Annotated in this window: 17 protein-coding genes and 1 pseudogene; 6 read left to right on the top strand and 12 right to left on the bottom strand. The window is 68.9% G+C overall.

All coding sequences use genetic code 11. The features are described 5' to 3' along the window. The 6 genes from EFK10_RS35835 to EFK10_RS35810 form a co-directional block, all read right to left on the bottom strand. The gene (locus EFK10_RS35835; RefSeq protein WP_127359821.1) at nucleotides 1-744 is read right to left on the bottom strand and encodes a TerD family protein; all 744 of its coding nucleotides are present in this window, start codon (nucleotides 742-744) and stop codon (nucleotides 1-3) included. Between the two features lie 77 nt (nucleotides 745-821). Continuing rightward, entirely contained in the window at nucleotides 822-1,967 is a 1,146-nt protein-coding gene (locus EFK10_RS35830) for a DUF475 domain-containing protein (RefSeq protein ID WP_127359820.1), read from the bottom strand. A gap of 28 nt (nucleotides 1,968-1,995) precedes the next feature. Then, nucleotides 1,996-2,571 carry a TerD family protein gene (locus tag EFK10_RS35825; protein ID WP_127359819.1) on the bottom strand — a complete coding sequence of 192 codons (576 nt, stop codon included), beginning with the start codon at nucleotides 2,569-2,571 and terminating at the stop codon, nucleotides 1,996-1,998. 67 nt (nucleotides 2,572-2,638) lie between these two features. Beyond that, nucleotides 2,639-3,214 carry a TerD family protein gene (locus EFK10_RS35820; RefSeq protein ID WP_127359818.1) on the bottom strand — a complete coding sequence of 192 codons (576 nt, stop codon included), beginning with the start codon at nucleotides 3,212-3,214 and terminating at the stop codon, nucleotides 2,639-2,641. A 70-nt stretch (nucleotides 3,215-3,284) separates the two neighbouring features. Beyond that, nucleotides 3,285-3,743: a peroxiredoxin gene (locus EFK10_RS35815; RefSeq protein ID WP_127359817.1), complete on the bottom strand. Its 459-nt coding sequence runs from the start codon at nucleotides 3,741-3,743 to the stop codon at nucleotides 3,285-3,287. Nucleotides 3,744-3,958: 215 nt separating this feature from the next. Continuing rightward, nucleotides 3,959-4,399 (bottom strand): DUF3052 domain-containing protein, encoded by a 441-nt coding sequence (locus EFK10_RS35810; RefSeq protein WP_127359816.1) that lies wholly within the window; start codon nucleotides 4,397-4,399, stop codon nucleotides 3,959-3,961. A gap of 401 nt (nucleotides 4,400-4,800) precedes the next feature. Between EFK10_RS35810 and aceE the strand changes: the two genes are divergently transcribed. Then, complete coding sequence (gene aceE, locus EFK10_RS35805; RefSeq protein ID WP_127359815.1) at nucleotides 4,801-7,533, top strand: pyruvate dehydrogenase (acetyl-transferring), homodimeric type; 2,733 nt, start codon at nucleotides 4,801-4,803, stop codon at nucleotides 7,531-7,533. 421 nt (nucleotides 7,534-7,954) lie between these two features. Here aceE and EFK10_RS51260 read toward each other — a convergent pair. Continuing rightward, nucleotides 7,955-8,143: pseudogene (locus EFK10_RS51260) on the bottom strand (small hydrophobic protein); the annotation flags it as partial. Between the two features lie 65 nt (nucleotides 8,144-8,208). Next, a complete protein-coding gene (locus EFK10_RS35795; protein ID WP_127359814.1) occupies nucleotides 8,209-8,571 on the bottom strand; it encodes a peptidase inhibitor family I36 protein in 363 nt (120 codons plus the stop codon). A 174-nt stretch (nucleotides 8,572-8,745) separates the two neighbouring features. Here EFK10_RS35795 and EFK10_RS35790 point away from each other — a divergent pair, with 174 nt between their 5' ends. Both EFK10_RS35790 and EFK10_RS35785 read left to right on the top strand, forming a co-directional pair. Further along, a complete protein-coding gene (locus EFK10_RS35790; protein WP_240677675.1) occupies nucleotides 8,746-9,423 on the top strand; it encodes a TetR family transcriptional regulator in 678 nt (225 codons plus the stop codon). A 109-nt stretch (nucleotides 9,424-9,532) separates the two neighbouring features. Continuing rightward, complete coding sequence (locus EFK10_RS35785) at nucleotides 9,533-10,741, top strand: alpha/beta hydrolase (protein ID WP_240677674.1); 1,209 nt, start codon at nucleotides 9,533-9,535, stop codon at nucleotides 10,739-10,741. A gap of 19 nt (nucleotides 10,742-10,760) precedes the next feature. Here the strand turns inward: EFK10_RS35785 and EFK10_RS35780 are convergent, their stop codons facing one another. Together EFK10_RS35780 and EFK10_RS35775 are read right to left on the bottom strand one after the other, a co-directional pair. Beyond that, the gene (locus EFK10_RS35780) at nucleotides 10,761-11,777 is read right to left on the bottom strand and encodes an aldo/keto reductase (RefSeq protein WP_127359811.1); all 1,017 of its coding nucleotides are present in this window, start codon (nucleotides 11,775-11,777) and stop codon (nucleotides 10,761-10,763) included. A gap of 5 nt (nucleotides 11,778-11,782) precedes the next feature. Continuing rightward, nucleotides 11,783-12,226 carry a MerR family transcriptional regulator gene (locus EFK10_RS35775; RefSeq protein WP_127359810.1) on the bottom strand — a complete coding sequence of 148 codons (444 nt, stop codon included), beginning with the start codon at nucleotides 12,224-12,226 and terminating at the stop codon, nucleotides 11,783-11,785. A gap of 271 nt (nucleotides 12,227-12,497) precedes the next feature. Between EFK10_RS35775 and EFK10_RS35770 the strand changes: the two genes are divergently transcribed. Then, nucleotides 12,498-13,313, top strand: coding sequence for a serine hydrolase domain-containing protein (locus EFK10_RS35770; RefSeq protein ID WP_127359809.1), 816 nt, complete (start codon nucleotides 12,498-12,500; stop codon nucleotides 13,311-13,313). 321 nt (nucleotides 13,314-13,634) lie between these two features. Here EFK10_RS35770 and EFK10_RS35765 read toward each other — a convergent pair whose 3' ends face one another. Further along, entirely contained in the window at nucleotides 13,635-14,354 is a 720-nt protein-coding gene (locus EFK10_RS35765; protein WP_127359808.1) for a cache domain-containing protein, read from the bottom strand. 34 nt (nucleotides 14,355-14,388) lie between these two features. Continuing rightward, nucleotides 14,389-15,165 (bottom strand): FadR/GntR family transcriptional regulator, encoded by a 777-nt coding sequence (locus EFK10_RS35760; RefSeq protein WP_407647221.1) that lies wholly within the window; start codon nucleotides 15,163-15,165, stop codon nucleotides 14,389-14,391. Between the two features lie 118 nt (nucleotides 15,166-15,283). Between EFK10_RS35760 and EFK10_RS35755 the strand changes: the two genes are divergently transcribed. Then, complete coding sequence (locus EFK10_RS35755; protein WP_127359806.1) at nucleotides 15,284-16,336, top strand: ABC transporter ATP-binding protein; 1,053 nt, start codon at nucleotides 15,284-15,286, stop codon at nucleotides 16,334-16,336. Further along, on the top strand, nucleotides 16,327-17,517 hold the full coding sequence (locus EFK10_RS35750; protein WP_127359805.1) for an ABC transporter substrate-binding protein: 1,191 nt from the start codon (nucleotides 16,327-16,329) through the stop codon (nucleotides 17,515-17,517). Before EFK10_RS35755 ends, EFK10_RS35750 begins: the two co-directional genes overlap by 10 nt. The last annotated feature ends 3 nt before the right edge of the window (nucleotides 17,518-17,520 follow it).

Below are 17,520 nucleotides of genomic sequence, written 5' to 3'. Positions count from 1 at the left end.
CTAGCGCACGGCGTTGTTCGCCTTGTAGCCCCGGCCCCAGTGCAGGCCCCAGCCGTAGAGCCGGTCGAGCTCGGCCTGGAAGCCGTACACGTACTTGACCTCGCGGCGGACGAGCAGCTCACCCTTCTTGTTCTCGATGAGGACGACCGCGCAGGAACGGGCCTGCGGCTCGCGCTCGCTGAGGGGGATCTCGATCCGGGGGCCGGAGGTCGGGAAGATCTCGACCTTGGCGTGGGTGCGGTCGAACGCAGGCGTTCCGTCGTAGATGTAGACGAAGACGAGCAGGCGCTTGAACTCGTCGCGCTTGTCGAAGTTGATGTAGAGCGTCTCGCCCGACGAGCCGCCGAAGCGGTCGTCGCCGCTCATCTGGATCCAGGGGGGCGCGTCGAGGTCGCCGAGGAAGTTGCCGAGCGGCTGGACGACGCCCTTGGTGCCGTCGGTGAGCTCGTACATGCAGGCCAGGTCGAGGTCGACGTTGACCATGGCGGGGCCGGCGGCCTGGACGGGCTCTGGCTTGAAGAGGGAGAGCTGGCGGCCGAGCCAGGTGCCGCCGCGCTTGCCGAAGGCGCCGGTGTCGGAGGTGCGCATGGACCACGACAGGTTGATCCGCAGATTGCCCGACGCGGCGCCCTGCTTGGTCAGGGACACCACCGGATGCCGCCGGGTCAGTTCGACGGTGTGCGCGTTCGCGACGTCGAACTGCGCGGCACCACTGGGCCGCAGGAAACTCGGGAACTGCCACATACCGCTACCCCTCCCCTGGACGCGAACCGCCCCCCGCCGGTCGGCGGGGGGCAGCTGGGCTCTGCCGTCGACCGGGGTCAGACCCCGGAGGTGACTTCCGCCTTGTCGTTCGACTCTCCTGAGCTTTCCCCTTCGCGGCGGTTTCGCACCACCGACGACCAGTAGGAGGCGGCGATCAGGACGACGCCGACGAGGCCCGTGATGACCTCGTTGATCTGGAACTTGATGGTGACGAGCAGGATGACGGCCAGGGCACCGATCGCGTAGTGCGCGCCGTGCTCGAGGTAGACGTAGTCGTCCAGGGTGCCCTTGCGGACCAGGTAGACGGTCAGCGACCGGATGTACATCGCGCCGATGCCGAGGCCGAGCGCCATCTCGAAGATGTCGTTGGTGATGGCGAAGGCGCCGATGACCCCGTCGAAGGAGAAGGACGCGTCGATGACCTCAAGGTAGAGGAACATGAAGAACGCGGCCTTGCCGGCCAGGCCGACGGCGGACACTGCCCCGCCGTTGCCTCTCCGGGAGGCCTTCTCGGCCGCTCCCGCCTCGTCGGAGGCGTCCTCCTCGTCCTCGTCCAGGCGGTCCTCGAAGTAGCCGGAGATGCCGCCGACGACCAGGTAGGTGATCAGGCCGGCGACGCCGGACAGCAGCACGGTGGCGCTCTTGTCGCCGCCGCCGTGGGCGACGTCGGTGGCGAGGGTCATGGAGGTGACCAGCAGCGCGACCAGCGCGATGACGACCGACAGCATGTCGAGCTTGCCCAGCTTGGCCAGCGGCCTCTCCAACCAGGCCAGCCACTGGTGCTCGCGCGCCTCGAAGATGAAGTCGAGGAAGATCATCAGCAGGAAGACGCCACCGAAGGCGGCGATCGCCGGGTGGGCGGCGGTGACCAGGTGCTCGTAGCGGGTCGGATCCTGGATCGCGACCTTGACGGCCTCGATGGGGCCGATCTTCGCCGTGATGGCGACGATCACGACCGGGAAGACCAGTCGCATGCCGAAGACGGCGATCAGGACGCCGACGGTCAGGAAGATCTTCTGCCAGAAGGTGTTCATCTTCCGGAGGATGCCGGCGTTGATCACCGCGTTGTCGAAGGATAGCGAGATCTCCAGAACGGAGAGGATCGCGACGATCGCGAGCCCCTGCACGCCCCAGAGGACGCCGGCCAAGGCCAGGCCGGCGGCGGTGATGCCGAACGACCAGCCGAATGTTCTCAGGAGCACTGGTAAACCCAATCCCTATAGGCGCGCTTTACGAAACGTTGACCCCGAAGTCTAGGGCGATGCCCCGCAGACCGGACGCGTACCCCTGTCCCACTGCACGGAACTTCCATTCCCCGCTGTAGCGGTAGAGCTCGCCGAAGATCATCGCGGTCTCGCTGGAAGCGTCCTCGGACAGGTCGTAGCGGGCCAGCTCGGCCTGGTCGGATTGGTTGATGACGCGGATGAAGGCGTTGCTGACCTGGCCGAAGGTCTGGCCTCGGGTGTCGGCGTCATAGATCGAGACCGGAAAGACGATCTTGTCGACGTGCTCCGGGACCTTGGTGAGGTCGACCAGGATCGACTCGTCGTCGCCCTCGCCCTCACCGGTCAGATTGTCGCCGGTGTGCTCGACCGAGCCCTCCGGGCTCTTGAGGTTGTTGTAGAAGACGAAGTACTCGTCGCCGAGCACCCGTCCCGAGGCGCACAGCAGGGCGCTGGCGTCGAGGTCGAAGGGCGCTCCGGTGGTGGAGCGCGCGTCCCAGCCGAGTCCGATCATCACCTGGGTGAGATTCGGCGCGGCCTTGGTGAGGGAGACGTTGCCCCCCTTGGCGAGCGTGACGCCCATGTCTTCCGTTCCTCCCCGACAGACGTACGGCACCGCGCCGACAGGGGCGCGGTGCCGTACTGATGAATCAGACGTTGACGCCGAAGTCCTGCGCGATGCCGCGCAGCCCCGACGCGTAGCCCTGGCCGATGGCGCGGAACTTCCACTCCGCGCCGTGCCGGTACAGCTCGCCGAAGACCATGGCGGTCTCGGTGGAGGCGTCCTCGGTCAGGTCGTAGCGCGCCAGCTCCCGGTCGTCGGCCTGGTTCACGACGCGGATGAACGCGTTGCGGACCTGGCCGAAGGACTGCTGCCGGGTCTCGGCGTCGTAGATCGACACCGGGAAGACGATCTTGGCGACCTCGGACGGGACCCCGGCCAGGTTCACCTTGATCTGCTCGTCGTCGCCCTCGCCCTCACCGGTGATGTTGTCACCGGTGTGCTCGACGGAGCCGTCGGGGCTCTTGAGGTTGTTGAAGAACACGAAGTGCTGGTCGGAGAGGACCTTGCCCTCCGCGCCCGTCAGGAGAGCGCTGGCATCGAGGTCGAAGTCCGCGCCCGTGGTTGTGCGGGCATCCCAACCGAGGCCGACGACGACGGCCGTGAGGTTAGGGGCCTCCTTCGTCAGCGATACGTTGCCACCCTTGCTGAGGCTGACTCCCACGAGTCCTCCCAAATGGTCACTTGCCTTGTTCCAGGACAACGCACCGAGCTTAGTGAGCGGTTCCCGATCGCTACAGCGCTTCGAGCGCCTTTGCGTACTCCTTGAGGTCGCGGGCGTCCGGGAGGCCGTTGACGATGGTCCAGCGGACCACGCCCTCCTTGTCGATGACGAAGGTGCCGCGCACCGCGCAGCCCTTGTCCTCGGCGAAGACGCCGTACGCCCGCGAGGCCTCGCCGTGCGGCCAGAAGTCGGAGAGCAGCGGGTAGTCCAGGCCCTCCTGCTCGGCGAAGACGCGCAGCGTGAACGGCGAGTCGTTGGAGACCGCGAGCAGCTGGACGTCGTCGTTCTGGAAAGTGGGCAGTTCGTCGCGCAGCGCGCACAGCTCGCCCGTGCAGACACCGGTGAAAGCGAAGGGGTAGAACAGCAGTACGACGTTCTTCTCACCGCGGAAGTCGGAGAGCCGGACGGTCTGGCCGTGCTGGTTCTTGAGCTCGAAGTCCGGAGCGTTTTCGCCTGCGGCGATCGCCATGGAAACACACCTCTCTGGTCACGGAAGCCTGTCGCGCAGCCCAAGTCTGTCACCCGCGACTTCGCCGCACCCAGCCGCCCCGAAGACACGGCGACCTCCGCGACGGCGGCAGACGCACGCGGCACGAGGTGGCCTCGCGACGCCCACCGCAGATGAACGCAGCACGCCCCCGCAGACCAGGGGTCTGCGGGGGCGCCGTGAAGTGCGGTCCAAACCTACTTCTTGCCCGCCCGAGCGGTCTTGGGGGTGACCAGTCGGCTGGCGGTCCAGTCCTTGGTCACATTGACGCTGCTCGTCTGAGCCAGGCCGGCGGTCTGCGCGGCCTCTCCGATGTCACTCGGCTCGACGTGTCCGTCGCGGCCGGTCTTCGGGGTCATGAGCCAGATCTGGGCACCGTCGTCGACGGCGGACGTGGCGTCGACCAGGGCGTCGGTCAGGTCGCCGTCGTCATCGCGGAACCACAGAATGACGGCGTCCGCGACGTCGTCGTAGTCCTCGTCGGCGAGCTCCTCGCCCGTGATCTCCTCGATACCCTCGCGGAGCTCCTGGTCGACGTCATCGTCGTAACCCAGCTCCTGGACCACCTGTCCGGGCTCGAAACCAAGCCGGCCAGCCGGGTTGGTCCGCTCCTCCGCGTGGTCCGCGGTCGCGCTCACGTTTTGCCTCCTGTCATGGGGGATACCTTCCCGCCACTGCGCGGGTTATTGGCGGTAGTCCACACGGGCGCGGCGGATCGCGCAAGTACCCAGCCGCCCATCACGCCCATACGTTGACGTGTCACCGCAACCCGCACGTCAAATCGTGACGCAGATCACGCCACTTTGCGAGGGTTCCACCCTAATCGGTGCCCCGGTCGGTCGTACGACCGAGTGGGCGTAGAGTTCAGATTTGGCCGTCGGGCCACCGGCGTCGCGCAAGGGACATGTACGAACCTGTAAGGGGTCTGTCTCACTCCGTGGCGGTTACCGCTCAGTAGAGATGACGATTTCGAGTGACGCGGTACACGATGGAGGCGGCGCGACCCAGCAGAGCAAGACCCTAGTAGCGAAGGAACAGCGTGGCTTCCGGATCCGATCGCAACCCGATCATCATTGGCGGCCTTCCCAGCCAGGTCCCGGACTTTGATCCCGAGGAGACGGCGGAATGGCTCGACTCGCTTGACGCCGCTATCGACGAGCGCGGACGTGAGCGCGCCCGCTACCTGATGCTTCGCCTCATCGAGCATGCCCGCGAGAAGCGCGTGGCCGTACCCGAGATGCGCAGCACGGACTACGTGAACACCATCGCGACCAAGGACGAGCCGTTCTTCCCCGGCAACGAGGAGATCGAGCGCAAGATCCTGAACGCGACCCGCTGGAACGCGGCGGTCATGGTGTCCCGTGCCCAGCGGCCCGGCATCGGCGTCGGCGGCCACATCGCCACCTTCGCCTCCTCCGCCTCCCTGTACGACGTGGGCTTCAACCACTTCTTCCGGGGCAAGGACGGCGGTGACGGCGGCGACCAGATCTTCTTCCAGGGTCACGCCTCCCCCGGCGTCTACGCCCGGGCGTTCCTTCTGGACCGGCTCTCCGAGCAGCAGCTCGACGCCTTCCGGCAGGAGAAGTCCAAGGCTCCCTACGGCCTTTCCAGCTACCCGCACCCGCGGCTGATGCCGGACTTCTGGGAGTTCCCGACCGTCTCGATGGGCCTCGGCCCCCTCGGCGCGATCTACCAGGCCCGGATGAACCGCTATATGCAGGCGCGCGGCATCGCCGACACCTCCGCCTCGCACGTGTGGGCCTTCCTCGGCGACGGCGAGATGGACGAGCCCGAGTCCCTCGGTCAGCTCTCCCTGGCCGCCCGCGAGGGCCTGGACAACCTCACCTTCGTGGTCAACTGCAACCTGCAGCGCCTCGACGGCCCGGTGCGCGGCAACGGCAAGATCATCCAGGAGCTGGAGTCGCAGTTCCGCGGCGCCGGCTGGAACGTGATCAAGCTGGTCTGGGACCGCAGCTGGGACCCGCTGCTCGCCCAGGACCGCGACGGCGTGCTGGTCAACAAGCTCAACACCACGCCCGACGGCCAGTTCCAGACGTACGCCACCGAGTCCGGCGCGTACATCCGCCAGCACTTCTTCGGCGACGACCACCGGCTGCGCCAGATGGTCGACGGCCTCACCGACGACCAGATCCTGCACCTGGGCCGCGGTGGCCACGACCACAAGAAGATCTACGCGGCGTACAAGGCGGCCAAGGAGCACCAGGGCCAGCCGACCGTCATCCTCGCCCAGACCGTCAAGGGCTGGACGCTCGGTCCGAACTTCGAGGGCCGCAATGCGACCCACCAGATGAAGAAGCTGACGACCGACGACCTCAAGCGCTTCCGGGACCGGCTGCACATCCCCATCACGGACAAGCAGCTCGAGGAGGGCTACCCGCCCTACTACCACCCGGGCGCGAAGTCCGAGGAGCTCCAGTACATGCACGACCGCCGGGCCGGCCTCGGTGGCTACGTCCCGACCCGCGTCGTGCGCGCGAAGCCGCTGCAGCTTCCGGACGACAAGGCCTACGCGGTCACCAAGAAGGGTTCCGGCACGCAGGCGATCGCCACCACCATGGCGTTCGTCCGGCTGCTCAAGGACCTCATGCGGGACAAGGAGATCGGCAAGCGCTTCGTGCCGATCGCCCCGGACGAGTACCGCACCTTCGGCATGGACTCGCTCTTCCCGTCCGCGAAGATCTACAACCCGCTCGGCCAGCAGTACGAGTCCGTGGACCGCGAGCTGCTCCTTGCGTACAAGGAGTCCCCGACCGGCCAGATGCTGCACGACGGCATCTCCGAGGCGGGCTGCACGGCCTCGCTGATCGCGGCCGGCTCGGCCTACGCCACGCACGGCGAGCCGCTGATCCCGATCTACGTCTTCTACTCGATGTTCGGCTTCCAGCGCACCGGTGACCAGTTCTGGCAGATGGGCGACCAGCTCGCCCGCGGCTTCGTGCTGGGCGCCACGGCCGGTCGTACGACGCTGACCGGCGAGGGCCTGCAGCACGCCGACGGCCACTCGCACCTGCTGGCCTCGACCAACCCGGCGGTCGTCGCGTACGACCCCGCGTACGGCTTCGAGATCGCGCACATCGTCAAGGACGGTCTGCGCCGGATGTACGGCGAGAACAGCGAGGACGTCTTCTACTACCTCACCGTCTACAACGAGCCGATCGTGCACCCCGCCGAGCCGGCCGACGTGGACGTCGAGGGCATCCTCAAGGGCATCTACAAGTACAAGGCCGGTGACTCCGGCGCGATCCCGGCGCAGATCCTCGCGTCCGGTGTCGCGGTGCCGTGGGCCATCGAGGCGCAGAAGATCCTCGCCGAGGAGTGGAACGTACGCGCCGACGTGTGGTCCGCGACCTCGTGGAACGAGCTGCGGCGCGACGCGGTCGCGGCCGAGGAGCACAACCTCCTCCACCCGGAGGAGGAGCAGCGCGTGCCGTACGTGACGCGCAAGCTCGCCGGCTCCGAGGGCCCGTTCGTCGCGGTCTCGGACTGGATGCGGGCCGTCCCGGACCAGATCTCGCGCTGGGTCCCCGGCACGTACCAGTCGCTGGGCGCCGACGGTTTCGGCTTCGCCGACACCCGGGGTGCGGCTCGTCGCTTCTTCCACATCGACGCCCAGTCGGTCGTCCTCGGCGTGCTCACCGAGCTCGCCAAGGAGGGCAAGATCGACCGCTCGGTGCTGAAGCAGGCCATCGACCGCTACCAGCTCCTCGACGTCGCCGCCGCCGACCCCGGCGCTGCCGGGGGCGACGCGTAACGGCTACGTCGCCGTACTGCCAAGCCGGGCCCCCTCGCGCAGGCGCGGCGGGGGCCCGGGGCGTTCAGAGGCCGCTGCCCCAGCCCGCGCCGGTGAGCCACAGCAGGGCGACGATCGTGTCGATGGCGCCCAGGACCAGGGCCTGTCCGGCGGATCAGGGTCGGATAGGCCGCGGCTCCCTCAGCCTTCGGCCGGGGGGACCCCGAGGTGCGGTGCATCGCAAGGCGCTGGGGGAGAGCGTCCTGATTGCGGAGCTATCCGGGCGTTTCGGCAACGCAGCGAGGTGCCGTACATGGGGGCACTCTCCCCCAGACTCCGTCTGGGGGCACTCCCCCAGCCTTCGGCCGGGGGGACCCCCACCCAGCCGCCAGGCTGGGGAGGACCCCCACCCAGCGTCCAACTGGGGGAGCGTCGTGGCCCCGGCCATGATCCGCCGGACAGGCCCTAGAGCGACGACCGCCGGGATGGACTTGCTGCCGCCCCAGGTGCGGCCCATGGCGAGCCAGCCGCAGATGACGGCGACCGGGCCGAGCACGATGCCCAGGACGAAGCAGCTCGCGATGGCGCAGATCACGCCGATGATGGCCAGGGTTCCGGTATCGGTACGGGTAGACTTTCGGACCGGCATGGCACCTCCCTCGGTGTCGTCTGTCCGCCTGCCCCGTGTCGCACGGATTATTGGTCGACGATCTGGAACGCCCTGACGGTGTGGCGGGACTCCGGCACCCAACTCCCGGACGGGAAGGTCACGAAGTCGCCCTCGGTGGCGCACTCCCGGCTCTGATAGGTCGTCACCAGCCGTCCCGTGCGGTTGACGAAGGACTTCGCGCTCACCCCCTCCGGCAGCGGCACGCACGAGTTCACGTCGGTGTCGGCCAGCTCGTGGACCGTACGGGCTCCCTGATAGCCGGGCTTGACCCACAGGCACAGCTCGCCCGGCGAGCAGTCGCCCGCGGGGGCGGCGGTGGCGGGCGCTGCGGTGGCCGGGACGATGGCGGCGGCCGCGGTGAGGGCGGCGGCGGTCAGGATCTTGCGCATGTGGATCACTCCCCGTGTCGTATGAGCCGTAAGAGGCGTTGATCAGCTTCGTCGGGTCACGCAACCGGTAAAAGGGGATGAGTGCTATTTCACCCTGATAGGGAGTTGACAACGCTCGCGTTACGCGGCGGTATCGTGTGGCCTCCAATGTGCAATCCGGACCCAGGGATTCCAGTGATCGAGACGCCATCTTCGGTCGGTCTGCGCGAGCGCAAGAAGCAGCGCACCCGCGATGCCCTGGTCCGCGCCGCGGTCGAGCTGTTCGTCCGAAAGGGCTACGAGCGCACCACCGTCGACGAGATCGCGGCGGCGGTCGATGTCTCCCAGCGCACCTTCTTCCGGTACTTCGCCAACAAGGAGGAAGTCGCGCTCGCCCTGGAGGAGACCTCGGAGGAGCAGTTCGTGACCGCCGTGACCACCCGGCCGGCCGGCGAGGCGCCCTTCGAGGCACTGCGCGGGGCGCTGGTCGAGTCATGGGGCCACATCAGTGCCGCGATCGGTGAGATTGTCCCAATACCGGTGCATATGCGGATGTATCGACTGATGGAGTCGACGCCCGCGCTGCTCGCCGCGCAGATGCGGCGCTCGGCCGCGATGGAGGAACGCCTCGCCCAGGTGATCGCCCGTCGCGAGGGCCTGGACCCGAGTACCGATCCGCGAGCCCGGGTGCTGGTCGCCGCGTTCGTCGGCGTAGTGCGGTCGGCGCGGTGTGAATGGAGTCACGGCGAGGAGACGAGCGTGGAGTCGCTGCGCCGCACCGTCGAGGAGCATCTGGCCTTGCTCGCACCGGTACTTACACAGGACTGGGGTCACCGTACGCGAAACGCGGGAATCCCCCCGTCCCAAACGTGACTTGAGTCACCACAGGCTCGGGAGAGGCTCCGCGTCTCCTATGGTTGCCCGTACCGCGTTTCCCCGGGGCTACCCCTTTATTCCCCACGTACACCGCGAGGCGAAATCCTTGGGCTTTGTCGACGAGCGCTTCAGTTCGCCCTCCCTACGGGCCCTGCTGGCCCTGGCCGTGGTCTTTGTGATGCTGGCGACCACCGGCTGGACGGCCCTGCACCACTCCAAGGGCTACACCGACCCGAGGACCGCCGCCGCAGCCTCCTGGCTCAAGGGGTCGGTGGGCGGCAGACACCTGCCGAGCCCCGAGGCCGGAGCTGACGCCGTAGCGCACTTCTTCGCCACGCTGACCCTCGCCCAGCGACAAGGCCTCGCGGCCCGCTACCCGCTCGTCGTGGGCAACCTCAACGGCGCGCCGGTATCGCTGCGCTATCAGGCCAACCGCATCGCGCTGGCCGCCGAGGAGGCCGCACAGGCCGAACGCTCGCACAGCACCCTGCTCACCGCCGATGGCCGCCAGGAGGCGGGGCACCTGGCCAACCGCTACGCCTCGCTGCTCAGCGACGGCCGGCAGATCCTCGCCTTCGACCCCACCGGGCGCGGCCGGGCCGCCGAGGTCTTCGGGAACCTGAGCACCGCCAAGCGGATCTCGGTGGTCGTCCCCGGAGTCGACACCGACATCCTGACGTTCGAACGCACCGTCAAGGCCTATTCGTCCCCGGTGGGCATGGCCCGCTCCCTCTACGCCGCCGAGCAGGCCGCCCAGCCGTCCGCCCACACCGCCGTCATCGCCTGGGCCGACTACACCACGCCCTCGGGCGTCGGCCTGGACGCCTCCACCGGTGAGCTGGCCGAGCTCGGCGCGAAGCGGCTCAACTCCCTGCTGTCCTCGCTTCCGGCCGGCTCCCAGGTCTCGCTCTTCTGCCACTCGTACGGCTCCGTGCTGTGCGGCGTGGCCGCGCCCTCGCTGCCCGGCACCGGGGCCACCGTCTCCGACATCGCGGTCTTCGGCAGCCCCGGCATGCGCGTCCAGCGGGCATCCGACCTGCACACCACCGCCCACGTCTGGGCCACCCGGGACGCCACCGACTGGATCAGCGACGTCCCCCACCTGGAGTTCGCCGGCCTGGGCCACGGCGCCGACCCCGTCTCCCACGCCTTCGGCGCCCGCGTCATCGACGCCACCGGCGCCCAGGGCCACACCGGCTACTTCCGCGAAGGCACCGGCAGCCTCGCCAACTTCACCCGCATAGCGCTCGGCACCTACAGCTCCATCCGCTGCGCCACGGGCGCGGCCTGCACGGCAGGCGTCACCTCTTCCTGACTCGCAGCAGCCGCGCCCGCTACTCCCGCGCGGCCGACGTGGAGGACATGTCCGGATAGCGGTCGCCGGCGACCTGGCCGGCGATGGGCTCCAGCCACTCGAGTTCGACGTCGTTGAGGGTGATGCGGGTGGCGGCGGTGTTCTCGCGGACGCGGTCGGCCTTGCGGGTGCCGGGGATGGGGACGACGGTGAGGCCGTGGACCTGGGCGCGCTGGTGGACCCAGGCGAGGGCGATCTGGCCGAGGGTGGCGTTGTGGGCCTTGGCGGCATTGCGCACCGGGTCGAGGAGGTCGGCGTTGCGCTTGGCGTTCTCGCCGGTGAAGCGGGGCTGGAACTGGCGGAAGTCGCCGCCGGGGAGGTCGGCGGCCGCGTCCTGGAAGGCGCCGGTGAGGAAGCCGCGGCCGAGGGGCGAGTACGGGACGACGGCGACGCCCAGCTCGGCGGCGGCGCCGACCAGGGAGATCTCGACGTCCCGGCTGAACAGCGACCACTCGGACTGGACGGCCGCTATCGGGTGGACGGCATGCGCCTCGCGCAGCTCCGCGCCGGTGACCTCGGACAGGCCGAGGTGGCGGACCTTGCCCTCCTCGACCAGCTCGGCCATCGCGCCGACGGACTCCTCGAAGGGCACGGACGGGTCGCGCCGGTGCATGTAGTACAGGTCGATCACATCGACGCCGAGCCGCCGCAGGCTGCCCTCCACGGCCTCGCGGACGTACGCGCGGTCGTTGCGGATGCCCCGGTAGTGCGGGTCGTCGGCCTTCCGCACGAGCGCGAACTTGGTCGCCAGGGTGATCTCGTCGCGGTGAGCGCGGACGAAGGGCGAGATGAACTCCTCGTTGGCACCCGAGCCGTACGCATCGGCGGTGTCGAAGAGGGTGACGCCCGCGTCGAGCGCGGCGTCGAGGGCGGCTCGGGCGGCGGCCTCGTCGGTGTCTCCGTAGAACTCGCTCATGCCCATGCAGCCCAGGCCCTGGATTCCGACGAGGGGTCCGCCGGTGCCGAGTACGGTCTTTTCGATCTTTGCGTCAGCCATGGGGGTCAAGCCCTTTCCGCGTACATGTCGATCTTGTAGTCAAGGACCGCGAGGGTGTCCTGGAGCTCGGCGATCCGGCGCAGCACGTCCACGCGGGTGCCCTCCAGCAGCTCGCGCCGGTCTGCCCGGGTGTGGTCGCCGAGGCGCACCAGCTCGGCGTAACGGACCATGTCCGCGACCGGCATCCCGGTCAGCCGCAGCTTGCCGACGAAGGCCAGCCAGTCGAGGTCCTTGTTGGTGAAGCGGCGCTGGCCGGTGTGGGAGCGGTCGATGTGCGGCATCAGCCCGATCCGCTCGTACCAGCGCAGGGTGTGCGCGCTGAGCCCGGTGCAGGCGACGACCTCACTGATCGTGTACTGGTCTCTGCCGTCCGGGAGCGGGCGTGCCGTACCGTCCTCGCAGCTTCGTACGCTGCCGGGCCTGCTCTTCGCCACCTGCGTCACGGTCATGTCTTCAACGCTAGAACCTTAGAGCACACTCCAAGCAACCACATTTCAATCCGTGGGCTCTCAGATCACTGCCTTACCGCCGAAGAAGGCGTCGAGGACGTCGTGGTCCACAATCTCGGCGGCGTCCGGCAGCTTCTTCACGCCAGCGGCGCGCAGCGCCTTGAACATGTCACCCGCGAGTCCCGCCGGGGCTGGTCTGGAACTGGGTGCCGAGCATCAGGAAGTCATTGCTTTTGGGGATGGCGGCACCGCCACCGCTAGGCTCGCTGCCATGGAGAGCCTCAGCCTGATCGAGACCTGGCCCGTTACCGATGCGGCGGCGGCCGTCATCCGCCGCGACGGCACGGTGGCCGGCACGTACGGACCCCAGGCGCGGCCCTTCCGGCTCGCCTCGGTCACCAAGCTCCTCACGGCGTACGCGGCGCTCGTCGCGTACGAGGAGGGTGTCTTCGAGCTGGACGACCCCGCAGGGCCGGAGGGCTCGACCGTGCGGCACCTGCTCGCGCACGCCTCTGGGCTGGCCTTCGACGAGCCCCGCGCCATGGCCGCACCGGGCACCCGGCGGCTCTACTCCAACGCCGGCTTCGAGGCGCTCGGCGACCACATCGCCAAGGCCGCCGAGATCCCCTTCCCCGAGTACCTGCGCCAGGCCGTCCTGGAGCCGCTGGGCATGACCGCGACCTCCCTGCCCGGCTCCCCCGCCGCCGACGGCATCTCCACCGCCGCCGACCTCGCCCTCTTCGCAGCGGAGGTCCAGGCGCCGCGCCTGCTGCATCCCTCGACGCTGGCGCAGGCGACCTCGGTCGTCTTCCCCGGGCTGAGGGGCGTCCTGCCCGGCTACGGCAACCAGAACCCCAACGACTGGGGGCTCGGCTTCGAGCTGCGGGACGGCAAGTCCCCGCACTGGACCGGCGCTTCGTCCTCGCCCCGTACGTACGGCCACTTCGGCCAGTCCGGCACCTTCCTGTGGGCCGACCCGGACGCCGGCGCGGCCTGCGTCGTCCTGACGGACCGTGACTTCGGGCCCTGGGCCCTGCCGTTGTGGCCGGCGCTAACGGACGCGGTCCTGGCGGAACTGCGCACCTAGGAGTGTGCGGAAGATCTGGGCCGGATCAGCGAGCGGCGTCCGGTGCGTGCAGCTGCAAGGCGGACGGATTCCCGGATAGTGGTGTTCTATCCGGGAATCCGGCCAACGCGGCAGATGTGCGTGCGGGGCGTCGCGAGCCCGGCATAGATCTTCGGTGCGCTCCTAGTAGCGCTTGGTCAGGTCCGGTTGGACTCGGCGCGCTCGGGAGATGTCCTCGCCGGACAGGCGTCATTGACCAGGGCGGACGATTCTGACGATCTTTGCCGACCGGGCACATCGAGAGGCAATCGCCGCAGGTCAGGCCGACCTGACCAAGCACTACTAGGCCGACCGCATCTGCGCCAGCACCAGCGGGATGTCGCCGCAGGGCCACCGCCTGACCTCATCCGCGGCGTCGGGCCTCTTGAGCAGCGACCCCGCGAGGTGCCGGGCGTCGGTGGACGCGGCGACCCGGCCCCGGGCGTTCACCAGGCACGCGGGGCCCGGCAGGACCCGCAGGAGCGGGATGACGGCGGCCTCGAAGTGCCGGAGGTAGACGTCGGCGGCGGCGACACCCAGGAAGCGGTCGCCGTGGTGGACGGGCACGGACAGGGTGAGGCTGTACTCGTCGGAGCAGAGGTAGTCGACGTACGGGCCGGCGCACGCCCGCTGCCCGGTCTCCCTCGGCAGCGCGAACCAGTCCCAGTGCGTGTAGTCGGAGTACGCCGACGTATGCGGGTCCAGATCGAGCAGCAGCGGCCGCAGTTCGCCGTCCCGGCTGGTCTGCCACCACTCCAGCCAGGCCGGCGCGTCGCCCAGCAGTCCCGGCTCGGCGATGAAGCCGATGCCGGAGATGAGGTCCCGGTGCCGCCGCAGGCGGTCGTGGAGCAGCGGCCGCAGGCCGGCCAGGTCGACCGTGGTGAGAGGCCGGCCGGCGGCCCGCACGGCAGCGATGGCGACCGTCCGCTCGCGGACCCGGGCGACGGCCTCGAAGACGTCCTCCAGGGTGTCGCGCACCCGGTCGACGACATCGGCCACGTCAACGGAAGTGGTGAGCGCCACAGTGGTTGCCTCCTAGCGCCACGGTGGTTGCCTCCTAGGGCCTGCCCGGCGGATCAGGGCCGGACAGGCCCTGGCCGGAGTCGGCAAGGCGCAGTTCGATCAGACGCGCCATCGCGTCCCTTACGCGCCGCTCGGCCAGTGATCCGGCCTGCTCCGCGTCGCCGTCCCGTACGGCGCGTATCAGAGCGCGCTGCAGCCGGGCCACGGACGCGAGGCCGTCGTCCTCCCCGAGTGCGAGACAGATTAGCGCCCCGATCTCCGCCTGGATACGGATCTCTTCCTTGGTGAGGCGGGCGGACTGCGCGGCGGCGGCCAGTTCGACATGGAAGCGCCCGTATATCCGCCCCCGGGCGGCCAGATCCTCCGCTGCCTCGAACTCGTCCAGGGAGCGCAGCAGCGCCGCGAGGTCGCCGGGTTCGGTGCGTTCGGCGGCGAGCCGGGCGGCGGTGCCGGAGATGGCGGCCCAGTGGTCGCCGAGGTCGCGCAGTTCCTCCGTGCTCCAGTCGGCGAGGCGGTGCCCGAGCCGGGCCGCGGGTGGCTGGTCGGGGACGGTGACGAAGCTGCCGCCGCCGCGGCCGCGCCGGGTGGTGACCAGGCCCTGCTGGCGCAGTGCCATGAGCGCCTCGCGCAAGGTCACGGTGGAGACGCCGAGGCGGGCGGAGAGCTCGCTCTCGCCGGGGAGTTGCTCCCCGTCGGCGAGCAGGCCGAGGTCGATGGCGTCGGCGAGCCGCCGTACGACGGCGTCGACCCTGGCCAGGTTGCCGACCGGAGCGAAGACCGCATGCAGGGCGCCACCCGAAAGCTTGTTCACGAGCACAAGCACACCTTCTCACTTGACAAAAGCTTTACCCCAGCCGGATCTTGTCCTTTGAAATATAACTTCATATGTTTGCGGTCAACGCTCGACCGAACAGAAAGGTTCCCCGCCCATGGCCATACGCCTGCGCGGCCTGAGCAAGTCCTTCGGCCAGGTCGAGGCGGTCGCCGGGGTCGACCTGGAGATCGGCGACGGCGAGTTCTTCTCGATGCTGGGCCCGTCCGGCTCCGGCAAGACCACCGTGCTGCGCATGATCGCCGGGTTCGAGGCCCCGACCGCAGGCACCGTAGAGCTGGCGGGCCAGGACGTGACCCGGCTCGCGCCCTTCGAGCGGGACGTCAACACCGTGTTCCAGGACTACGCCCTCTTCCCGCACATGTCGGTCGAGCAGAACGTCGCGTACGGACTGAAGATCCGCCGGGTCCCCAAGGCCGAGCGCGCCGAGCGCGCCCGCGAGGCGCTCGCCTCCGTCCAGCTGGCCGACTTCGGCAAGCGCCGCCCCGCCCAGCTCTCCGGCGGCCAGCGGCAGCGCGTCGCGCTCGCCCGCGCCCTGGTCAACCGGCCGAAGGTGCTGCTGCTCGACGAGCCGCTGGGCGCCCTGGACCTGAAGCTGCGCGAGCAGATGCAGGTCGAGCTGAAGGCCCTGCAGCGCGAGGTCGGCATCACCTTCGTCTTCGTCACCCACGACCAGGTGGAGGCGCTGACCATGAGCGACCGGATCGCGGTGTTCAACCGCGGCCGGATCGAGCAGGTCGGCACACCCGCCGAGGTGTACGAACGGCCCGCCACGCCTTTCGTCGCCGGCTTCGTCGGTACGTCCAATCTGCTGACCGACGAGGGCGGTACGTACAGCATCCGGCCCGAGAAGATCCGCCTGCTCGACGAGGAAGCACCGGCCGGCACCGGCGACGACCTGCGCACCGTCACCGGCACCGTCGCCGAGGTCGTCTACCGCGGCGACTCCACCCGCTTCCTGGTCGCCCTCGACGAGGGCGGCCGGCTCACCGCCCTCCAGCAGAACCACGAGACCTCCTCCGAAGAGGTCGCCGCCTACCGCGGCACCCGCATCCGCCTCCAGTGGCACCGCCGCCACAACGTCATCGTCACCACCCCGGAATCCCCCGAAGCCCCCGAAGCCCCGGAAACGGAGTCCACGTGCGTCTGACCCGTACCCTCGTAGCCTGTACGGTGCTGGCCCTCGCCACCGCCTGCGGATCGTCCGGCAGCAGTACCGACAGCTCCAACGGCGCCTTCACCCCGCCCAAGCTCAGCGCTCAGAAGACCCTCGGCAAGACCGAGGGCACGGTCAACCTGATCGCCTGGGCCGGCTACGCCGAGGACGGCTCCAACGACAAGTCCGTCGACTGGGTGACCCCCTTCGAGAAGCAGACCGGCTGCAAGGTCAACACCAAGGTCGCCGGGACCTCGGACGAGATGGTCAGCCTGATGAAGACCGGCCAGTACGACGCCGTCTCCGCCTCCGGCGACGCCTCGCTGCGCCTCATCGCCTCCGGCGACGCCACCCCGGTCAACACCGATCTCGTCCCCAACTACAAGAACATCTTCTCCAGCCTCAAGCTGCAGAAGTGGAACTCCGTCAACGGGGTCGCCTACGGCATCCCGCACGGCCGCGGCGCCAACCTCCTGATGTACCGCACCGACAAGGTCTCCCCCGCCCCGACGTCCTGGTCGGCGGTCTTCGACAAGTCGTCCGCGTACAAGGGCCATGTCACCGCCTACGACTCCGCCATCTACATCGCGGACGCCGCGCTCTACCTGATGAAGAGCAAGCCGTCGCTGGGCATCAAGAACCCGTACGCCCTCGACCAGAAGCAGTTCGACGCGGCCGTGGCCCTGCTCAAGGAGCAGAACGCCAACGTCGGTGAGTACTGGAGCGACTACCTGAAGGAGATCTCCGCCTTCAAGAGCGGCGACTCCGTCATCGGCACCACCTGGCAGGTCATCGCCAACCTCGCGCAGTCCGAGAAGGCCAAGGTCAAGGCGATCCTGCCGAGCGAGGGCTCCACCGGCTGGTCCGACACCTGGATGATCTCGGCCAAGGCCAAGCACCCCAACTGCGCCTACAAGTGGCTGGACTGGATCGTCTCCCCCAAGGTCAACGCCCAGGTCGCCGAGTGGTTCGGTGAGGCCCCGTCCGACTCCAAGTCCTGCGACTACACCGCCGACAAGACCTTCTGCGCCACGTACCACGCGGCCGACGAGCCGTACTGGAAGAAGGTCCACTTCTGGAACACGCCCATCCCGCAGTGCCTGGACGGCCGTACGAACGTGACGTGCGTGCCGTACGCCAAGTGGGTCCAGGCCTGGACCGAGATCAAGGGCTGAACA

This window comes from Streptomyces soli (assembly GCF_003999195.1).
GTDB lineage: Bacteria > Actinomycetota > Actinomycetes > Streptomycetales > Streptomycetaceae > Actinacidiphila > Actinacidiphila soli.
The sequence above is the reverse complement of the archived record's forward strand: the minus strand, read 5'-3'. Positions and strand labels throughout refer to the sequence as shown.

Excerpts from the sequence above, each read along its gene's own strand:
- EFK10_RS35835 (WP_127359821.1), bottom strand. The coding sequence starts at position 744 with ATGTGGCAGTTCCCGAGTTTCCTGCGGCCCAGTGGTGCCGCGCAGTTC.
- EFK10_RS35825 (WP_127359819.1), bottom strand. The coding sequence starts at position 2,571 with ATGGGCGTCACGCTCGCCAAGGGGGGCAACGTCTCCCTCACCAAGGCC.
- EFK10_RS35815 (WP_127359817.1), bottom strand. The coding sequence starts at position 3,743 with ATGGCGATCGCCGCAGGCGAAAACGCTCCGGACTTCGAGCTCAAGAAC.
- EFK10_RS35795 (WP_127359814.1), bottom strand. The coding sequence starts at position 8,571 with ATGCGCAAGATCCTGACCGCCGCCGCCCTCACCGCGGCCGCCGCCATC.
- EFK10_RS35780 (WP_127359811.1), bottom strand. The coding sequence starts at position 11,777 with ATGGCTGACGCAAAGATCGAAAAGACCGTACTCGGCACCGGCGGACCC.
- EFK10_RS35775 (WP_127359810.1), bottom strand. The coding sequence starts at position 12,226 with ATGACCGTGACGCAGGTGGCGAAGAGCAGGCCCGGCAGCGTACGAAGC.
- EFK10_RS35770 (WP_127359809.1), top strand. The coding sequence starts at position 12,498 with ATGGAGAGCCTCAGCCTGATCGAGACCTGGCCCGTTACCGATGCGGCG.
- EFK10_RS35755 (WP_127359806.1), top strand. The coding sequence starts at position 15,284 with ATGGCCATACGCCTGCGCGGCCTGAGCAAGTCCTTCGGCCAGGTCGAG.